We start from the raw sequence: 17572 nt of genomic DNA, 5'->3' as shown, positions 1-17572 counted from the left end.
ACCGTGAACGACCGGATGATGGGAGCCGTGTAAATCGAGAGGTTTACGCACGGTTCTGAGAGAGCCGGGGGCTGAGATGCCCCCGGCTACTCGCCAGGCGCGATCTTCTTTCAGGGCCATCGCGTTGCCAACGGCGGAACAGGCGGCACACCGTCTCCCCAGGGCCAAAGCGTCCGGGTAGGTCCTGCCACGGCTCCGGCACCGAATCCCATTGATCACTTGCTATTGCGACCACTTCGGTGGGCGGGCCGTTCTGTTGCCCCAGCAACGGTTCCAGCACTGTGACTCGGTCATACCGCCACGACCGGTACGCGATCAGAAAGGCGACCAGACGAAGATGAAGCGCTACATCCTCACCGGCACCCCCGGTGCCGGCAAGACCGCGATCCTGCGGTGCTTGGCGACCCTTGGATACGCGACGGTCGAGGAGGCCGCCACGGCGGTCATCGCGGACGAGCAGGCGTGTGGTGATGCCGAGCCATGGAGACGACCGTCCTTCATCGACAAGATCGTGGCCTTGCAGCGACAGCGGCAAATGCAGTCGATCATCACGGCGCCACTCGTACAGTTCTTCGACCGCTCGCCTGTTTGCACCCACGCTCTCAGCACCTACGTCGGACACCCGATCTCCTCGGCCCTGTCCACCGAGATCGAAAGAATCACCCGAGAACAGATCTACGACCGGCGTGTGTTCTTCATCCGCAATCTTGGCTTCTGTGAACGGACTGAGGCTCGCCGGATCAGCTTCGAAGACTCGCTGACGTTCGAACGCCTCCACGAGCAGACCTACCGCGCATTCGGCTACCAACTCATCGACATCCCCGCCGGACCACTACCCGAACGAGTGACCACGATCCGAACCGTGATCTCCCAGCACGCGGACTTCTGAAGCACGCCCGCCACGGCCGGGCGCCGGCGGCGGCTTCGCCGGGCTGTCGCGGCCGGCCGGGCTCGACTGAGCGGCGTCAGCCTTCGAGGAGGGCGTCCAGGCAGCGGCGGGCCTGGGCACGCAGGGCGTTGGCGAGCTCGGGCGGTCCGCTGGTCAGGGTGAAGTCGGCGTCGACCGACGTGATCATCCAGACCAGCGCCCACAGGTTCTCGGCCCCGACGTGCAGCAGGCAGCTGTGGTCGTCCACCGCCTCGACGACGCCCATCCCCGGCCACACCCGGTCGGCGATCGCCTCGGCCGGCTCGTGCAGGGTGACGACCGCCTGGTAGGGCCAGGCTCGCGAGGACAGCCGGTGTGCCAGGTAGGTGACGGCGTCACCGTACGGTGGTCGCCTGGGTGTGAAGCGCGGGCCGGTGGGTGTGCGCGGGGTGAGGCGGTCCGCCCGGAAGGTGCGCCAGTCGCGGCGATCGGTGTCCCAGGCGACGAGGTACCAGCGCCGTTCGAAGTTGACGAGGCTGTGCGGCTCGACGGACCGTACGGTGTCGCCGCCGCGGTGACTGGTGTAGCCGAAACGCAGGCGTTCGTGGCGGCGGCAGGCGTCAGCGATTGCCATGAGGGTGTCCGGGCTGACCACGGGCCCGGCCGCGCCGACCCGGACCGTCGTCGTGTGCAGGGCGTTCACCCGATAGCGCAGCCGAGGCGGCAGCATGTGCTCGAGCTTGGTGAGCGCCCGCAGCGCGGTCTCCTCGATGTCGGCGACCGAGCCGCCCGCCGCCGTCCGCAGGCCGACTGCCACGGCCACCGCCTCGTCGTCGTCGAGCAGCAGCGGCGGCAGTGACGCTCCGATGCCGAGCCGGTACCCGGCGGCGCCCTGGACGGCGTCCACCGGATAACCCAGCTCGCGCAGCCGCTCCACGTCCCTGCGGACCGTACGGGTGCTGACGCCCAGTCGCTCGGCGAGCTCGCCGCCGGACCAGTCGCGATGGGTCTGCAACAGTGACAGCAGTTTGAGCAGCCGCGCGGAGGTCTCCAGCATGTTCGCAAGTCTGCCGCAGCTTAGGACCGAACCTGTCCTAAGCGTCCCTATGGTCAGAGACATGACCCACGACATCAGCCCCTTCCGCATCGACATTCCGCAGTCCCAGCTCGACGACCTCAAGGCGCGGTTGGCCGGCACCCGCTGGCCGGACGAGCTGCCGGGCGTCGGCTGGAGCCGCGGCGTGCCGGTGACGTACCTGAAGGAGCTCGCCGAATACTGGCGAACCGGCTACGACTGGCGGGCGCATGAGGCGGCGCTCAACGCCTATCCGCAGTTCCTCGCCACCCTCGACGGGCAGAATGTGCACTTCCTCCACGTACGCTCGCCCGAGCCGGATGCGACGCCGCTCATCCTGCTGCACGGCTGGCCGGGCGGCGTGGTGGACTTCCTCGACGTCATCGGCCCTCTGTCGGACCCACGCGCCCACGGTGGCGACGCGGCCGACGCGTTCCATCTGGTGATTCCGTCGCTGCCGGGGTTCGGGTTCTCCACACCGCTGGCCGGGCCGGGCATGAACTCCTCCAGGATGGCCGGGCTCCTCGTCCGGCTGATGGCCCGGCTCGGGTACGAGCGCTACGGCGTGCAGGGCTATGACACCGGCTCGTGGGTCGGCCCCGCGATGGGCAAGCAGGACCCGGAGCATGTCATCGGCGTCCACATCAATGCCATGATCACGTTCCCGATCGGGGCGGAGGGCGAGATGGACGGGCTGTCGGAGATCGAGCAGGGGCGCTGGCAGCGCATGCAGGGCTTCAACGACGGTTACCTGCAGTGCAACTCCAAGCGGCCGCAGACGGTGACGTACGGGTTGCACGACTCGCCGGTCGGCCAGCTCGCCTGGATCGTGGAGAAGTTCAAGGAACTCACCGAGCCGGAGGAAGGGCTGCCCGAGGACAGCATCGATCGCGACCGCATCCTGACCGACGTCTCGATCTACTGGCTGACCGGCACGGCCGGGTCGGCGGCACAGTGCTATTACGAAGAGATCAGCGCCACCGAGCCGGACTGGGGTGACGGCGCGGACGTTTGGGCGCCGGAGCGTGGCACGGTGCCGACCGGGGTGCTGGTCTCCGCCCACGACGTGACCGTTCGTCCCTGGGCAGAGCGCGACCACAATGTCGTGCACTGGACCGAGCTGGGCAAGGGCGGCCATTTTCTCGCGATGGAGGCGCCGGACCTGCTGGTCGGCGACGTTCGAGCGTTCTTCGCGAAGGTGCGCTGAGACAGACGCCCGCGTACCGGTGCGGCTGGGCTTGTTGAGTGCGCGGGCGCTCAACGTAGCGCGCCGTGCACGATGGTGTGGGCGACACCTTGGACGACGTCCTTGCTGATGCTCTCGGGCGGTGCGGTCACCAGGGTGAACAGCGCACCGCCATAGAGCGCGAGCAGGGCGGGGATCCTCTCGCGGGGGATGGGCAGGCCGAGCTCGGCGTGGTGGCCGGCGGTGAACCGCGTCGAGCTGTCCTGCAGACCCGCGAGAGCCGAGGCCAGTACCGGGCGTCGTACCGCCTCCAGCCGGAGTTCGAAGATCGCCAGATAGCGGGTACGCAGAGTCGTCGCCGCCACGAGCAGCGATTCGGTCAGCAGATCAACGACCAGTTCGGTGGCGCTCGCGGGAGGGGCCGCGGCGGTCTTGTGTTGCTGAGCTGCCTGGTCCATGTCGGCAAGGTGCAGCTCGACGATGCGCTCCGCGGCGGCCACCAGTAGCGCTTCCCGGCTGCGGAAGTAGTTGGAGGCGGTGCCCGGCGGGAGCTCGGCGGCTTTCTCGACCGCGCGGTGGGTCAATCCGTGTACGCCGGCCGCCGCCAGGAGATCTATGGCGGCATCTGTCAAGGCCCGGCGACGGCCTGGGTTGGTCGGCGGCACCTGACCATGATATGCCAGTATCCGTACTAGGACGATCGTAGTGGTTGGTCCGATGATGCGGAGGAGTGGCATGAGGGTCGTGGTGGTAGGTGCAGGCTTGGGTGGAGTGTCGGCCGCGGTAGGACTGCATCGGGCGGGCCATGAGGTGACGCTGTACGAACGCGGCGCCGAGCTTCGGGAGGCGGGCACCGCCGTTGTGATCACGCCCAACGGCGTCCAGGCGCTGGATGAGCTGGGGTTGGGTGACTACGTTCGCAGCCGGCCCATGCTCGCCATCAGCGGTGGACTGCGGGACTCGGCCGCTGCTGGTCACCGACGCGGCCCAGGCGCTGCGGACGGTCGGGACGACGGCGGCCGTGAGCCGAGCGCTACTGCATCAGGCACTGCGTGCCCCGTTGCCCGCCGAGCTGGTGCATACCGCGACGCCCGTTCAGCGCCTGGAGCCCGACGCCACCGGGGTGACGGTGATCAGCGACGGACGGCCCATCACCAGGGCCGATGCCGTGATCGTGGCCGACGGCATCGGTAGCAGGCTGCGGAGCCAACTGTTCCCCGACCACCCCGGGTTGCGGCAGGTCGGCCGGTTGGACTTACGCGGCATGCTGCCCAATCCCCCCGGCCTGGACGTGACCGACCTTCTGACCGGCATCCTGATCGATCGACGCACCGGGTCGATGTTCGGGTTGTTCCCGGTCGGCGAGAGCGATCTGTACTGGTTCACCGATGCCGCGCTACACGGAACGCCACCCGGCGCGGATGAGGCACGCCGGGAGCTGCTGGCCCTGATGGCCGACTGGCACCCGGCGGTCCCGGCGCTGATCGAGGCCACCCCGCCCGCCGACATCTACGTCGATCCGATCGCGCGCCTGGCCGAACCGCTGCCTTCGTTCGCGATCGGCAGGATCGCACTTCTCGGTGACGTCGCACACGCCATGACGCCCGACCTCGGCCAGGGTGCCAGCCAGGCCTTCGAGGACGCGGCCGCGGTGACCCGGCACCTGGCCGGCGCCGAGCCGGCGGACGTCACCCAGTGTCTCCGCCGCTACGACGCGGAGCGCCGGCCCCGTACCAGTCGCATGATGCGTGCATCGTCCCGGCAGTCGCGGCTGACGTCGCAGACCGGTGCCACCGCGTGGCTGCGCGACGCCCTGCTATGTGCGGTGCCACGTCGGCTCGCCACTCGCCGGCTCGCCGCCATGTGGCGCATATAGCAGAATTCCGGCGGATCGCGTGGTGGCTGCCGGGCGGGAGTGCGGCGTCGTCTGCCGTACTCCCGCCCGGCGAGGATCAGCTACCGGGCGGTGGGTACGCCTCGGGGTTCGTCTTGGGGTCGGGCATCTTGCCCCAGGACGGGTCGTCGATGACCTTGCAGGGCTTGACCGGACCGGTGACGAGGTAGCCGCTGAACCCCCACAGGGCTCTGGGCTTCTCCGGGCCCGAGGTCTGGTCCTCGTTCTCGGTGAACTCCATGACGGCCGTCTGCTCCGGCTTGATGTACTGCGGACTGATCCGCACCTGGCCGCCGCCCATTTTGAACGTCTTGCCGTTCGCCGAGTTCTCGATTGCTTCCCTGATCTTCTTGTGGACCTCGGGATCCTTGCTCTTGAGCTCTTCCTTGGAGAAGGAGGGGCCGAAATCGGCGTCGCCGCGGTCGGGGGCGCATCGGGTGCCGGGCTTGACGTAGGAGACGTCGGCGGTCACGCCGACGGCCGCCAGGTCCTTCTCCACCTGAGCCGGGTCCCTGAACTCGTTGATCTTCAAGGTGATCGTGCCGTCGGTGTTCTTGGTGACCGCGTAGGCCGGAGTCTCGGACCCGTTCAGGAACGGCACCGCGACGGCCGCAGCCGCCGCGATCGCGGCCACCGCCCCTCCGGCGAGCAGGCGTCGCCTGATGAGCAGGCGCCGGGCCTTGTTCCGGGCCACGATTTCGGCTTTGAGTTCCATCAGTACGTGCTCCTCAAATTTCATCGAGTTCCTTCCATGACGAAGGGAGCCATCTCCGGCACGTTCCTGAGCGTGTGGCGGGCGCGGTGCAGTCTGGCCCTGGCGGCGCCCTGCCGGATGCCCAGAGCGGCGGCCGCCTCGCTGATCGTGAGCTGGTCGATGACGACCAGTTCGAGCATCGCGCGGTCACCGTCCGGTAGTCCGGCCATGGCCTGGAAGGCCCGCCTGGCCACGCTCTCCGCGTCGATCCGCTCTTCGAGCTCGGCGACGTCGTCGGAGTCGAGCGGCCTTCGTCCGCGTACGCGATCGACCAGTCTCGTCTCCTTGAACGCCCGCCGCCGCTCGGCCGAGAGGGTGTTGCGAGCCACGCCGTACAGCCACGCGATCTCGCTGCCGAGTCCGGGCCGGTAGGTGTGGGCGGAGTCGAGCACCGCGAGAAAGACCTCCGCCACCAGGTCGGCGACCGTGTTCGGATCATCGACCCGGCGGGCCAGGAACGACGTGATCGCGTCGACGTGGCGCCGGTAGAAGGCTTCGAAAGCCTCCGGGTCTGTAGCGATGTCCGCCTGTCTGCGACGCACCGGCCATGCTCCCTTCGTCGACTACCCCCCTTCTTGGTCAGCAACGGGAAAAGCGTTATGAGAGTGAACAGATGGGGTCAAATGTCTCCGCTGTGAGGCGCGGATCGACCGGATCAGGGCAGCCATCGCACTGGGGAGGCCTGGCGGATGTGGATGAGCACGTCGAAGGCGTCGGTCAGGGATGCCACAGCCATATGTTCGGCGGCGTCGCGGGACGGATCGTAGACACCGCTGATGACGCGTACCTTCGCCGGTCCGTCCCATCGGCGGCGCATGTCGTCGGGGCGGAGGTCCAGCCAGCGGGCGGGCAGTTTCACCTCGCCGAGCTTGGCGTCGATCAGGTCCCTGGCCGGCTCCGGGACGACGGCGACACCGAGATCTCCATGATGGAAGCCGATCGCCACGGAGACGTACTGCCTACCGTGGCGTTCGCGCAGCAGGCTGCCGACACTGGGCTGGGGACCGCGTTCGGGAGCCAGGCCCAAGGTTGCCGGCGCCGCCGATGTGTGCGCGATGCCGTCCCAGAAGGCCACCCGTCGGCCGGTCCGGCGCTGATAGTCGCTTATCGTGTTGGCCCACACCTCCGCATCGCCCGCGTAGCTGCCTCGCCCGGCGACGCTGCGTTCGTGGAAGTCGACGATAAGCCGCATCCGCTCCATGATGGCGTCGTCGGCGTCGATGTCCGGCAATGATCGGATCAGCGCGAGCGCGTCACGGGCGTGGTCGGCGAACGGGCGGCCCGGGTGCAGTCCCCGCGCGCGCTGCACGTGCTCATCGGTCTGATGGGCGGTTCGGATGGGATTCAGGTGGGACGCCAGGTCCGCCAGCCGTTCCGGGGCCAGCCGATGGACATGTTCGAGGATGGTGTCGTAGTCCGCGGACTGTGCCTGCGCGGGCTTCACGCCGAAAATCCGGAGGGGATCATCCGAATGGTCCTGGTTGAAGGCGCGGATCCAGTGAAGCGTCGCGACCATCTCGACGGTGCGCCAGGGACGCCAGGCGTCGCCGAGAGCAGATTCGGCGGTGCCCTCGCCGACGGTCACGTACCTGTCGAGCCTCGCGGCGACGGCGGCGTTGTCCTGTAGGGCCAGTGCCCGGAATCCGTACCGCTGGACCAGCCGCCGGAACAGCCGGTCTCGCACGGTGAAGGTCTCGCGGGAGAATCGTGTGGACTCCCCGAGGCCAACGATCTCCGCCCCGACGGCGATCTTCTCGGCCAGTTCGTCGAGCGCGGCGTCCGGCAGCGGGCCGCTGTCGGCGGGCTGCGGTCCGATCGGCTCCCTTGGCACGGCCGGGGCGGTGATGTCGGTCATGCCAGAGCTCCTTCCCGGACCGGCCGCAGCGCGCTGGACCAGATGACGACCTCGTCCAGCAGGGTGATGAGGGTCTTGTCCTGGTGCGGGCCGGGGGTGAAGGTGCCCGGTTCGGCCGGGGCCGGGATGGTGAAGTCATGGAACAGGGACAAGGCGACCTGCGTGCGTACGGTGGCGACCTTCAGCTCAGCCAGGATCAACCGGAGGTGCTCGACGGCGCGGGTTCCGCCGTGCAGTCCGTAGCTGACGAAACCGGCCGCCTTGTTGTTCCACTCGGCGTAGACGAAGTCCAGGGCGTTCTTCAGGGCTGCGGGGACCGAGTGGTTGTACTCGGGGGTGACGAACACGAATCCGTCGAAGCGACCGATCGTCCTGGCCCAGCGGGCGGTGTGCTCGTTGCCGTACTGGCCGAACAGCGCCGGCTGCTCCTCGTCGAGCAGCGGCAGGCCGACGTCGACCAGGTCAAGAAGCTCGAAGTCGACAGTGGGGTGCTCCTGGGCGGCCACGCCGGCCACCCACTCGGCGACTGTGCGGCCGCGTCGGCCCGGGCGCGTGCTGCCGACGATGATCGCGATCTTGGTCATGAGAGTCTCTCTTCAAGAGGGTTATTACACCGATCGATGTAAACACTACTCCGATCGGTGTATATAGTGCAACGAGCGGTGTAAACCGGTAGCCTCGGTAAGCATGACGGACAAGAAAAAGCCCGGTGGGCAGCCCGACAAGCGGCGGGCGATCGTCCACGGTGCGCTGCAGTTGTTCGCCCGAGACGGCTACACCCGGGCGAGTCTGGACGCGATCGCGGCGGAGGCGGGTGTCTCCAATCGCACCATCTACAACCACTTCACCGACAAGGCCGAGCTGTTCCAGACCGTGATTCAGGACAGCACCCGGCGAGTGGCCGACACGATGATCGACATCATCGACCGCCACCTGGCAAAGGCCGTCGACCTGGAGAACGACCTGGTCGAGTTGGGGCTCGCGTGGCTCCGGCTGCTGACCTCCGACCTCGCCCCGCACTTCGCCTTGATCCGCCAGATCAACGCCGAGATCGAGCACATTCCCCCGACCGCACTCAAATTCTGGCAGGAGACCGGGCCCAGTCGCGTCCGCCAGGAACTGGCCGACCGGCTATGCCAGATCGACGGCAGCGGCCAGCTCACCTTGGCCGATCCGCTTCGCGCGGCGGGACACCTCATGCTGCTCATCTCCGCCGAAAACCTCACCGACCGCACGGCCCTCCACGACGAGGCCGAGATCGCCGCCATGGTGTCCGCGGGCGTGCGTACTTTCCTCTACGGCTACAAGAGGTGACCCGCCGGTTCGAGCTTGGATCACTAGATCGCTAGGCGGGCAGGTGCCATGAGGGGCCGTCGGGGTTGCCGAGCCACACCTTCTGCGACTGCCTGGTGACGGTGAGGCCGAACCCCGACTGGTGCGGCCCACCCGCTGCCTGCCAGGCCGAGACCGCCTGTTCGACGCCCTCCCACAGCTTCAACGGTCCGTGCTGGCGTACCAGCCAACCTCCGTCCGGCGACGGCTCGGTGGTGGCCTGCGAGCCCGTTGCCACGTCCAGGAGGATGATCCGGTCGTCCGCCCCCATTTTCTCGGCCGAAGGGGCGCCGAGCTGGGCCACGAACAGGCCGGTCGGGTCGTTCAGAACGCGCGGGTCGATCACGCTCTCGCGCTGCTCACCGAGGCCGATCAGGTAGTGGGAGCGCGGCGGCCGGTCGTGGGGCCTGGCGAACATGAACGACAGGTCGTCGGCCAGGAAGGGTCCCGTGGCGGTGCCGTCGTCGGCCAGCGTCAGGTGCGCCAGAGCCGTGCCGCCCATCCAACCGGACAACGGCGCCGTGATGGTTCCGCCGCCTCGGACCTGCCACATCCACGAGGCCGGAATGTAGCGTACGGAGCAGGTCGCGATCAGCCGGTCGTATTCGGCGTTCTTGTCATATCCCGCCAGACCATCACCAACGACCAGGGTCGGCGCGTAACCGGCGGCGGCGAGGGCCGTTGCAGCGCGGGCCGCCACCTCGGGGTCGTACTCGATCGACGTCACCTTGCCATCCCCGAGGCGATGGCAGAGCAGGGCCGTGGAGTAGCCCGTGCCGGTGCCGATCTCCAGGACCTTGTTCCCGTCGCTGATCCCTGCGGCCTCCAGCATGCGTACGACCAGGCTGGGCAGGGTGGAGGAAGACGTGGGCGGCCCGGACAAGGAGCTTTTGGCGGCCTCGGCCATGACCCCCTCGACCTGCGTGACCCATGTGCGGTTCTCGTAGGCCATGCGCAGCCACTGCTCGCGGGACGTCTTCGCGCGCTGGACCGGCTCCCATAGCGGCCCGTTCGTGCAGTCGGTGGGCCGGAAGACCGCCTCTCCCAGGAACAGCTCGCGCGGCACGGCTCGGACCGCCTCCGCCCAGCGGGCGTCGGTGAGGGATCCCTTGGCGACCAGGAGTTCTGCCAGCTCTTGGCGGAGTTCGGTGCTCACGAGAGCTCCCTTGGGCGAGTCAGACGGTCGGCTATCGCGCTGGAGATCTGCCGCGGGATGGGCTCGTCGAACCAGGCCCACTGGCCGTTGGGATTGCACTCCAGGAACACCCACTGGCCATCATGAGTCAGGGAGAAGTCGAAAGCCCCGAAAACGAGCCCGAAGGTGTCGAGGTAGGCGCGCATGCCCTTGATCACGGCGGTGGGCGCCTCGATGAGCTGGTAGGTCAGCGATGGGTAGTCGTGCCGCCAGTCCAGACCGGGAGCGCCGTCTATGCGGACCGGGAACACCTGCTCGCCCACCACAGTCACGCGTACGTCGGCAACCTTGTCCACCTGCTGCTGGAACAGGTGCGCGGCCCCGCTGACGCTCTCGTTCAAAGTGCCGGGGTCGATAACGTCCGCCCACACGGTGCGGGCCTCTCCAGCGGCGTTCCGGTAGGGGGTGGACCACAGCGGCTTGTAGACCACACTCCCCATCTGTGAGGCGAAGGCACGGGCACTGTCGACCCGGTTGGTGATCAGCGTGTACGGAATCGCGAGCCCGCACGCGCTGGCCGTGGCGAGTTGGACGGGCTTGTGCTCGGCGTCGCGATTGCGCCAGGGGTGGTTGAGGTAGAAAGCCCCCGGTAGCGCGGCCATGACACCGCCCAGACCGAAACGGGACTGGTCGGCGACCCACGCCCCCGTGTACGTGTCGAGGTCCTCGGGCTGGCGATATGGCGTTGGCTGACGCCAGTAGACAGCGCGCACGCCCGCCAGGTCGAGATGGCGCGTCTGGGTGCCGAGGGAGCCCTTCATGCCCGTGCCGTCGAGGAAGGCCTCCAGCGTGGCGTGGCGTGGGAAGTCGGCGCCGGGGTCGAACCGCACGGCCGGGACGTCCCGGCCGTGCAGCTCACCCAGTACCAGGTCGGCGGTGGGGTCATCCAGGCAGGCGACCACCAAGACCGGGGCTGGGATTGGCATCAGTCCGACACCCAGTCCGTTGTGGAGTCCGGCTTGGCACCGCCGTCCCTACTGCCGTCGCCGTCGGGGGTAGGCGGCGCGGTAGGGGTTGCTTTCTGCACGTTGGAGCCGTGCTTGCCGGCGGTCTCGATCGGCTGGTTGGTCACCGGGTCGAGGCAGACGCCCTTCTGAGTTACAGGGTCGATGCTGATGCGGTAATGAGTGGTGGGCCCTTCGCCTTGGAAAGGGAAGGGGGCCATCCGGCTCACACCCCAGGGAACGAAGCTCTGGTCCGCAGGAGCGGTGAGGGATTGGCGCATGAAGCCTCCGAAGTAGCGCGGGCACGCATTGGCGGGCTCCAGAGGAGGAACCTCGCGTCCGGTGGCGGACGCCTTCACCGTAGAGAGGGGCTGCGCCACTCGCCATACGTTCGATGAAAGAAGTTCCTTGGGAACGGTTCCATTATTCTGGCGTTTGGGGACAGAAGCCAAAAGCCCTCCCCAGGACGCCAGAGGGGGGAGGGTCGGCGGGCGCAGGAATGCGCCCTGATCAGTGACGTTTCGGTCAGACAGCGAACAGATCGGTGTACTCACCGTCCTGTATGCCGAGCACGAGGGCAGCGAACTCGGCTTTGTCGAAGTACAGCTTCGGGCCGTCGGGGTCTTTGCTGTCGCGAATAACGACCAGATGGCCGTGTTTGTGAAAGCCCGCGTTGGCGGGAACGTGGACAAGTCCTGCCTCAAAGCAGTTTCCATCGGCATTGCTTCGCTTCGGCTTGCGCCAATGCACCTCTGACAGGTCGATCTCCATGCCTGCTCCTTCGTTTGATGTGCGCATCAGAGATCCTTTTCCGCCTGGACGAGCAGTCGCAGACTCTCGCCGGGGTCCAGCGCCTTAGCTCGAAGGTGGTTAAAAACTACGTTATATCGGTCAACGACATCGGCTTCCTCTAGATAACGGGCATCTGTCTGGCTCTCCAGATAGACCACATCGGGAGAAGTCCGCTCGGGAAACTCGATGATCACGAAGCTCCCGTCCATGGCAGGGTGAGAACCGGCGGCGAACGGCAGGATCTGCAGGGTGATGTTGGGGCGTTCAGCGGCCGCGATCAGGTGCCTCAACTGGGCCTTCATTGTGGTGGTGCCGCCCACCATGCGTCGGATGCATGCTTCATTGGTGATCGACCACAGCCGAAGTCCGTCCGGTGCGGCCAACTGCTCTTGGCGGGCGAGACGGAAAGCTACCTTCTGCTCTGTCTCTTCGGCGCTCAAGCGAATGGGCGTCGTACTGAGGTGGGCCCTGTAGTAGTCGGCCGTCTGCAGCAGGCCGGGGATCAACTCGGAGTCGTACGGTCTCAACTCGATCGCGGCGGACTCCAGCCCGACGAAGGTCTCGAACCATGGCCGGATCGCCTTCTTATGATCCTGCCACCAGCCACGCTGACGCGCCTCGCGGGCCAGCGTTATAAGGAATTCCCTGCGCTCCTCATCGACGCCATAGAACTCGAGAAGCATGGCCACATCGGCGGGACGTGCGGCTGAAGTCGCGTTTTCCACTTTCGTGATCGTGCTTGGCGCTACCCCGAGATGCTCTGCGGCCTGGTCGCGATTCAGGCCGGCGGCGATTCGCAACGTTTTGAGCTCGGCACCGAGCCGCCTGCGGCGGACCGTTGGGGAAGACAGCCTGCTTGCCACGATTCAACCTCATATGTTGGGAAATGTCGGCTGCTCGGAACAATAACTTCTGGAACTGTTCCGATAGAACGCTTTACATGCTCCTTGTTGTACGGGCACCATCGGGTCAAGGATTCCGCACCCCTACGGTCTGTGACGACCGCAGTGGCAGAACTCGTCGAAAGCTCCGTGCCGCGACCACCGGAGCCGGCGTGGAGCTCGGATCGTGTCTGGCGCTATCGGCAAGGATGCGCCCTGCCCGCCAGGCAAGGTGGCGCGGTGTTCGAGGGGGGACCGGACGCGACCCATCCGAGATCAAGCCTGGCGCGAGTAGTGGGTTGGAACCAGCGGTCAGCGCTATCGGACGTATCTGCGGAGGCGGGCAATGAGCGGGTTGTTTCTGGGCGAGATCGTGTTGCCGGGAGTGAAGCTTGCGGTGCCGCTGGCTCGTCGGTGCGTGGCGGACATCCTGACGACCGCAGGTCATGCGGACGTGGCTGACGTGCGGCTGGTGGCCAGCGAACTGGTCGCGAACGCAGTGACGCACACCGCGTCGGGCCGACCGGGGGGCCTGGTCGCGATGAAGATCGCCGCTGTTGATGCCGAGACGGCCTACATCGAGGTGATCGACGAGGGGGCGGCGACCGTCCCCCGGGTACGTAAGGCGGGCACTGATGACTGTGGGGGGAGGGGCCTGCGGATAGTCGAGATGTCCGCGGTCGAATGGGGCGTGCGCGACGGTGGTCTGGGGCGGCGTGTTGTGTGGGTAGAAATGTCAACCAAAGCCGGCGAGGTGATGGTCACTTGATCTTCCACAGCCTGGCAGTGTTGTCCCAACTGCCGGTGGCGAGAGTTTTGCCGTCCGGGCTGAACGCCACCGAAGAGACCGAGCCGGTGTGGCTGGTTAGGGTGGCGGTGGTGTGTCCGGTGGCCACCTCCCACAATCGGGCCGTGTTGTCATCGCTGCCGGTGGCGAGCATCTTGCCGTCCGGGCTGAACGCCACCGTAGAGACGTCGTCGGTGTGGCCGGTGAGGGCGGTGGTGGTGCGGCTGGTGACCACGTCCCACAGCAGGGCGGTGTCGTCGTCGCTGCCCGTGGCGAGAGTTGTGCCGTCCGGGCTGAACGCCACTGAATTGACGCTGTTGGCGTGGCCCATGAGGTTGACGGTGCGGCCGTTGGTCGTCTCCCACAATTGGGCGGTGCCGTCGCCGCTGCCGGTGGCGAGGGTTTTGCTGTCCGGGCTGAACGCCACCGCAGTGACGTTGTTGTTGTGGCCGGTGAGGGTGGCGATGGCGCGGCCGGTGGCCACATCCCACAATCGGGCGGTGTAGTCGCCGCTGCCGGTGGCGAGGGTCTTGCCGTCCGGGCTGAACGCCACTGAAGAGATCCACTTGGTGTGGCCGGTGAGGATGGCAGTGGTGCGGCCGGTGGCCACGTCCCACAGTCGGGCGGTGCTGTCATGGCTGCCGGTGGCGATGGTTTTGCCGTCGGGGCTGAACGCCACCGAAGAAACCGGGTTGGCGTGGCCACTGAGGGTGGCGGTGGTGCGGCCGGTGGTCACGTCCCACAGTCGGGCGGTGTTGTCGTCGCCGCCGGTGGCGATGGTTCTGCCGCCCGGGCTGAACGCCACCGAAGAGACGTCGTCGTCGCTGCCGGTGGCGAGGGTGATAGAGGGGGTGGATTCTGCGTCTAACAGCAGCCATGCCGCGGAGACGCCAGTGAGGGCGGCTGCTCCGAGACCACCGAAGAGAACGGTGCGGCGCCGGATCCGGCCCGGGGCGGGCGGGGACGTCATCGCCGGCGTAGGGGCGGTCTGCTCTGGTCGCGGCGCCACCGGTTGTACGCGCAGGGTCGGTGTCCGGCCCGCCGCGGGCGTGTCCGGGGTGTCGATCACCTCCACTGGAGGCCGCCGCACCTCAGGGAACGGGCGCAGGCGTTCGAGGACGGACGCGGCGTCCTGGGGCCGGTCGTCGGGCTTTTTGGCCAACAGGTCCAGCACCAGCGAGTCGAGATGGTCGGGGATCTCCGGGCGCGACGATTTCGGTGGCGCCGGGGGCCGGTCGAGGTGCTGGTAGAGGATCGCGCCGACATTGGAGTCGGACTCGATCCAGGTGGTCCCGGTGAGCAGTTCGTACAGGACGCAGCCGAAGGCGTACAGGTCGGTGCGGTGGTCGACCTCCCCGCCTTGGATCTGTTCGGGTGCCATGTACAGCGGGGTCCCCGCCGAAGAGCCGGTGGCGGTGATCTTCGTGGCGTCGGCGAGGCGGGCGATCCCGAAGTCGCAGATCTTCACCCGGCCCTCCTCCAGCAGGAACAGGTTCGCCGGTTTGATGTCACGGTGCACCACGCCACGGCGGTGGGCGGCGGCGAGCGCATCGGTGATCTGCGCGGCCAACTCCGTCACCTGCTCGATCGGCAGGCCCTTGGGGCTGGCGGCGAGCAGATGGCGCAGGTCGCGGCCGACCATCAGCTCCATCACCAAGAACAGCCAGAGCTCGTTCTCATGCCGGTGTTCGTCGATGTCGAAGACCGTGGTGATACCTGGATGATTCAACGTCGCGGCGACCTCGGCCTCTCGCCGGAATCGGGCCACCCCGGTCGGTTCCGCCGCGATCGTCAACGGAAGGATCTTGACAGCGACCGGACGCCGGAGCCGCAGATCGACCCCCCGCCACACCTCGCCCATCCCGCCCCGGCCCAGCGGCTCCTCCAGCCGGTACCGGCCGGCCAGCTCCACCTTCCGCTGCACCATCGCCTCCAGCCCTGCCCGCACCCAAGGAAAGATCACACCGCCGCTACATTCCATCAGGTATGCACGGTCGGGGTAGTCGGGTTTCCTCTTCCATGCACTGAATGTGTGCTTCACCGCGGCGAAGACGGTGTGGGCGTCGGTCAGGTCCCAGTGATCAGCACCGGACGACGATCGTGGGTAGAGATACCCACCAAAGCCGACGCTTCCGCATGGGCGGGCGGGGGCGCGATGACAGGAGCGGGTTCCCACGCCCTGCCTGAGCGTCGAAAGGGGCGAAAGCCTTAAACCAAGATCCAGCCTGTGTTAAGGTCACGAACCTGCATCGAAGGGGGCCTCGATGACGGGGTGTAAGTGTCATCAACCAACGGGCGAAGAGCCGCAAAGGGCTGCGAGATCGTCGCCCATGGCCGGACTCGGACGGGGTAGCTCCGGCGATGAGGTGAGATCACCGTCGCCGGCGGGTCGTCTGGCCGTGTGACGGCTGTCGTCGAGTGTCCTCTATGGACGATGCCCAGGCCCATCTCGGCTCCCAGACGCAGATCCCTGGAGCGTGAACATTTACCGAAGAGGATCACGAATCTTGCCCATCTTCCGAACCAGAACGAGTCGTCGTGCTGTGGCCGCGCTGTCCGCCGCCTCGGTGCTGTTATGCGCCGCGACACCGTCCGCCCAGGCCACCGATACCGGCGAGGTGGCCGCCTTCCTACAGGAGGCCATGAACGAACTCCGCTTCGAGCAGGTCCTCGACCTGGCGCCGCCGGCATCCCCGCAGGCTCGGACGCTGGCCGGTGTGGTCGACAAGGACGCGAGGACGGCCGCCGACTACGCCCGGCTGTTCGCCGCCGCCGCCGACCCCAAGCCCATCGTCCAGCAGCCGCAACTCGACGTGACCGTACTGGAACTGGACCGGCAGGGCCGGCCGGTGTCCTCCGGCACGGTCCTGATGAGCCCGCAGTATCCGCGCGGGATCGCCGTGCCGGTGGACCAGAACTTCCACACCGACCAGGTGCGATACCGGCAGTGGGACGACGCGGGATGGTACGCCAACCAGGGCAAGGGCACCATCGACATCGTGCCGGGCCGGGAGAACGCGCCCATCGACTTCATGCTCCCCTATCCGGCCTCCGTCCTGAAGCTGATGGTCACCTTCGGGGTGCTGCGCCTGGTGGACAAGGGCGAGATCAAGCTTGACGACACCTACGCCTACCAACCCACAACGCTCAGTTCGCTGTGCGGCGGGCCGATGAGCAACACCATCGGCGCCTACATGGACGCCTCGATCACCTCCTCCTCCAACGCCGCGTCCTGCGCGCTGGTGAAGTTGCTACACGACCGCGGCGCGGTGGACGAGCTCAATCAGACCTTCCAGGACCTGGGCCTGGAGACCATGCAGTTGAAGAACACCAACCCGGTCAACGGCGGACGCTGGTCCAACCCGGTCACGATGAGTTCGCTGGACACGGCCAAGCTGCTCGCGCTGGTCAACGGCGTACATGGCACAGCCTGGACCGCCCCCAACGGCGCGCCGGTCACCGGCGAAGTGCTGAGCTCCGCGTCCCGCCAGGTCTTCAAGAAGCTGCTCGACGAGCAGGGCTTCAACGACATGCTCTCCACCGCGAACCGGTGCGGCAGCACCTACCCGGCTGCGGGCATCCCGCAGCGGGTGGACTCGCGGTGGGTGGCCGCCGACGGCACGGTTACGGTCGCGGGCAACAAGTTCGGCAAGGACGTCCGGCCCTGCAACGAGCAGGCGCAGGTCACGTTCGGGCACAAGACCGGATGGGTGGGGAACTCGGGAGCTGACGCGGGGATCGTCAGGTCCCTGCCGGGCAAGGAAGGGCGCCACTACGTCGTCGTGGCCTTCACCAACCTCGGTACCCAGTACGTCGACGCCAACCGGCCGGCCACCGAGCCCGGCATCTACCCGGTTGCCTTCACCGAGAAGCTGGCCCAGCTCGGCTCGGCGATCGACCGGTATGAGGCCGCCTGGTACGCCCGGCGTGACGTGAACTGATCATCCGCATGGCGGGCCGTGCGAACGCGGACCGTCGCCACATGCGGCTTCGATCCGCTTGTTGACGG

18 protein-coding genes and 1 pseudogene are annotated in these 17572 nt (G+C 67.3%); 7 read left to right on the top strand and 12 right to left on the bottom strand.

Annotated features, from left to right (window positions below; translation table 11 throughout):
• Nucleotides 1-337: 337 nt before the first annotated feature.
• The gene (locus AB0F17_RS50345) at nt 338-889 is read left to right on the top strand and encodes an AAA family ATPase (protein WP_358039118.1); all 552 of its coding nucleotides are present in this window, start codon (nt 338-340) and stop codon (nt 887-889) included.
• 76 nt (nt 890-965) lie between these two features.
• Here AB0F17_RS50345 and AB0F17_RS50340 read toward each other — a convergent pair whose 3' ends face one another.
• The gene (locus AB0F17_RS50340; protein ID WP_358039115.1) at nt 966-1925 is read right to left on the bottom strand and encodes a WYL domain-containing protein; all 960 of its coding nucleotides are present in this window, start codon (nt 1923-1925) and stop codon (nt 966-968) included.
• A 61-nt stretch (nt 1926-1986) separates the two neighbouring features.
• Here AB0F17_RS50340 and AB0F17_RS50335 point away from each other — a divergent pair, with 61 nt between their 5' ends.
• Nucleotides 1987-3150 (top strand): epoxide hydrolase family protein, encoded by a 1164-nt coding sequence (locus AB0F17_RS50335; protein WP_358039113.1) that lies wholly within the window; start codon nt 1987-1989, stop codon nt 3148-3150.
• Between the two features lie 50 nt (nt 3151-3200).
• Here the strand turns inward: AB0F17_RS50335 and AB0F17_RS50330 are convergent, their stop codons facing one another.
• Entirely contained in the window at nt 3201-3794 is a 594-nt protein-coding gene (locus AB0F17_RS50330; protein WP_358039110.1) for a TetR family transcriptional regulator, read from the bottom strand.
• 52 nt (nt 3795-3846) lie between these two features.
• On the opposite strand from AB0F17_RS50330, the pseudogene AB0F17_RS50325 reads away from it, so the two are divergent.
• Both AB0F17_RS50325 and AB0F17_RS50320 read left to right on the top strand, forming a co-directional pair.
• Nucleotides 3847-4047 (top strand): annotated as a pseudogene (locus tag AB0F17_RS50325) (NAD(P)-binding protein); the annotation flags it as partial.
• 28 nt (nt 4048-4075) lie between these two features.
• Nucleotides 4076-5005 carry an FAD-dependent monooxygenase gene (locus tag AB0F17_RS50320; RefSeq protein WP_358039107.1) on the top strand — a complete coding sequence of 310 codons (930 nt, stop codon included), beginning with the start codon at nt 4076-4078 and terminating at the stop codon, nt 5003-5005.
• Nucleotides 5006-5081: 76 nt separating this feature from the next.
• On the opposite strand, the gene AB0F17_RS50315 is transcribed toward AB0F17_RS50320, so the two are convergent.
• The 4 genes from AB0F17_RS50315 to AB0F17_RS50300 form a co-directional block, all read right to left on the bottom strand.
• Nucleotides 5082-5762: a hypothetical protein gene (locus AB0F17_RS50315; RefSeq protein WP_358039104.1), complete on the bottom strand. Its 681-nt coding sequence runs from the start codon at nt 5760-5762 to the stop codon at nt 5082-5084.
• Complete coding sequence (locus AB0F17_RS50310) at nt 5759-6319, bottom strand: RNA polymerase sigma factor (protein WP_358039101.1); 561 nt, start codon at nt 6317-6319, stop codon at nt 5759-5761. Before AB0F17_RS50310 ends, AB0F17_RS50315 begins: the two co-directional genes overlap by 4 nt.
• Nucleotides 6320-6432: 113 nt before the next feature.
• Nucleotides 6433-7632, bottom strand: a complete 1200-nt coding sequence (locus AB0F17_RS50305; RefSeq protein ID WP_358039099.1) for an erythromycin esterase family protein — start codon at nt 7630-7632, stop codon at nt 6433-6435.
• The gene (locus AB0F17_RS50300) at nt 7629-8216 is read right to left on the bottom strand and encodes an NAD(P)H-dependent oxidoreductase (RefSeq protein WP_358039096.1); all 588 of its coding nucleotides are present in this window, start codon (nt 8214-8216) and stop codon (nt 7629-7631) included. The genes AB0F17_RS50305 and AB0F17_RS50300 overlap by 4 nt, the downstream gene beginning before the upstream one ends.
• Before the next feature lie 103 nt (nt 8217-8319).
• On the opposite strand from AB0F17_RS50300, the gene AB0F17_RS50295 reads away from it, so the two are divergent.
• Entirely contained in the window at nt 8320-8946 is a 627-nt protein-coding gene (locus tag AB0F17_RS50295) for a TetR/AcrR family transcriptional regulator (protein WP_358039093.1), read from the top strand.
• Nucleotides 8947-8977: 31 nt separating this feature from the next.
• On the opposite strand, the gene tgmC is transcribed toward AB0F17_RS50295, so the two are convergent.
• The 5 genes from tgmC to AB0F17_RS50270 all read right to left on the bottom strand — a co-directional run bounded on the left by tgmC (nt 8978) and on the right by AB0F17_RS50270 (nt 12758).
• Entirely contained in the window at nt 8978-10120 is a 1143-nt protein-coding gene (gene tgmC / locus AB0F17_RS50290) for an ATP-grasp peptide maturase system methyltransferase (protein ID WP_358039090.1), read from the bottom strand.
• Nucleotides 10117-11085, bottom strand: a complete 969-nt coding sequence (gene tgmB / locus AB0F17_RS50285) for an ATP-grasp ribosomal peptide maturase (RefSeq protein WP_358039087.1) — start codon at nt 11083-11085, stop codon at nt 10117-10119. The genes tgmC and tgmB overlap by 4 nt, the downstream gene beginning before the upstream one ends.
• Nucleotides 11085-11555 (bottom strand): putative ATP-grasp-modified RiPP, encoded by a 471-nt coding sequence (gene tgmA / locus AB0F17_RS50280; protein ID WP_358039084.1) that lies wholly within the window; start codon nt 11553-11555, stop codon nt 11085-11087. The genes tgmB and tgmA overlap by 1 nt, the downstream gene beginning before the upstream one ends.
• A gap of 73 nt (nt 11556-11628) precedes the next feature.
• The gene (locus tag AB0F17_RS50275) at nt 11629-11874 is read right to left on the bottom strand and encodes a DUF397 domain-containing protein (RefSeq protein ID WP_358039081.1); all 246 of its coding nucleotides are present in this window, start codon (nt 11872-11874) and stop codon (nt 11629-11631) included.
• A 26-nt stretch (nt 11875-11900) separates the two neighbouring features.
• A complete protein-coding gene (locus tag AB0F17_RS50270; protein ID WP_358039078.1) occupies nt 11901-12758 on the bottom strand; it encodes a helix-turn-helix transcriptional regulator in 858 nt (285 codons plus the stop codon).
• A gap of 364 nt (nt 12759-13122) precedes the next feature.
• Here AB0F17_RS50270 and AB0F17_RS50265 point away from each other — a divergent pair, with 364 nt between their 5' ends.
• Nucleotides 13123-13545: an ATP-binding protein gene (locus tag AB0F17_RS50265; protein ID WP_358039075.1), complete on the top strand. Its 423-nt coding sequence runs from the start codon at nt 13123-13125 to the stop codon at nt 13543-13545.
• Here the strand turns inward: AB0F17_RS50265 and AB0F17_RS50260 are convergent.
• Nucleotides 13538-15511 carry a serine/threonine-protein kinase gene (locus AB0F17_RS50260; RefSeq protein WP_358039072.1) on the bottom strand — a complete coding sequence of 658 codons (1974 nt, stop codon included), beginning with the start codon at nt 15509-15511 and terminating at the stop codon, nt 13538-13540. The genes AB0F17_RS50265 and AB0F17_RS50260 overlap by 8 nt on opposite strands.
• Nucleotides 15512-16070: 559 nt before the next feature.
• Between AB0F17_RS50260 and AB0F17_RS50255 the strand changes: the two genes are divergently transcribed.
• Complete coding sequence (locus AB0F17_RS50255) at nt 16071-17504, top strand: serine hydrolase (protein ID WP_358039070.1); 1434 nt, start codon at nt 16071-16073, stop codon at nt 17502-17504.
• Nucleotides 17505-17572 lie beyond the last annotated feature (68 nt).

The sequence above is a fragment of the Nonomuraea sp. NPDC026600 genome (genome assembly GCF_040638335.1).
In the GTDB taxonomy this organism is placed as follows: Bacteria; Actinomycetota; Actinomycetes; order Streptosporangiales; family Streptosporangiaceae; genus Nonomuraea.
Note: the sequence above shows the minus strand (reverse complement) of the source record. Positions and strands in the feature narration are given on the sequence as shown.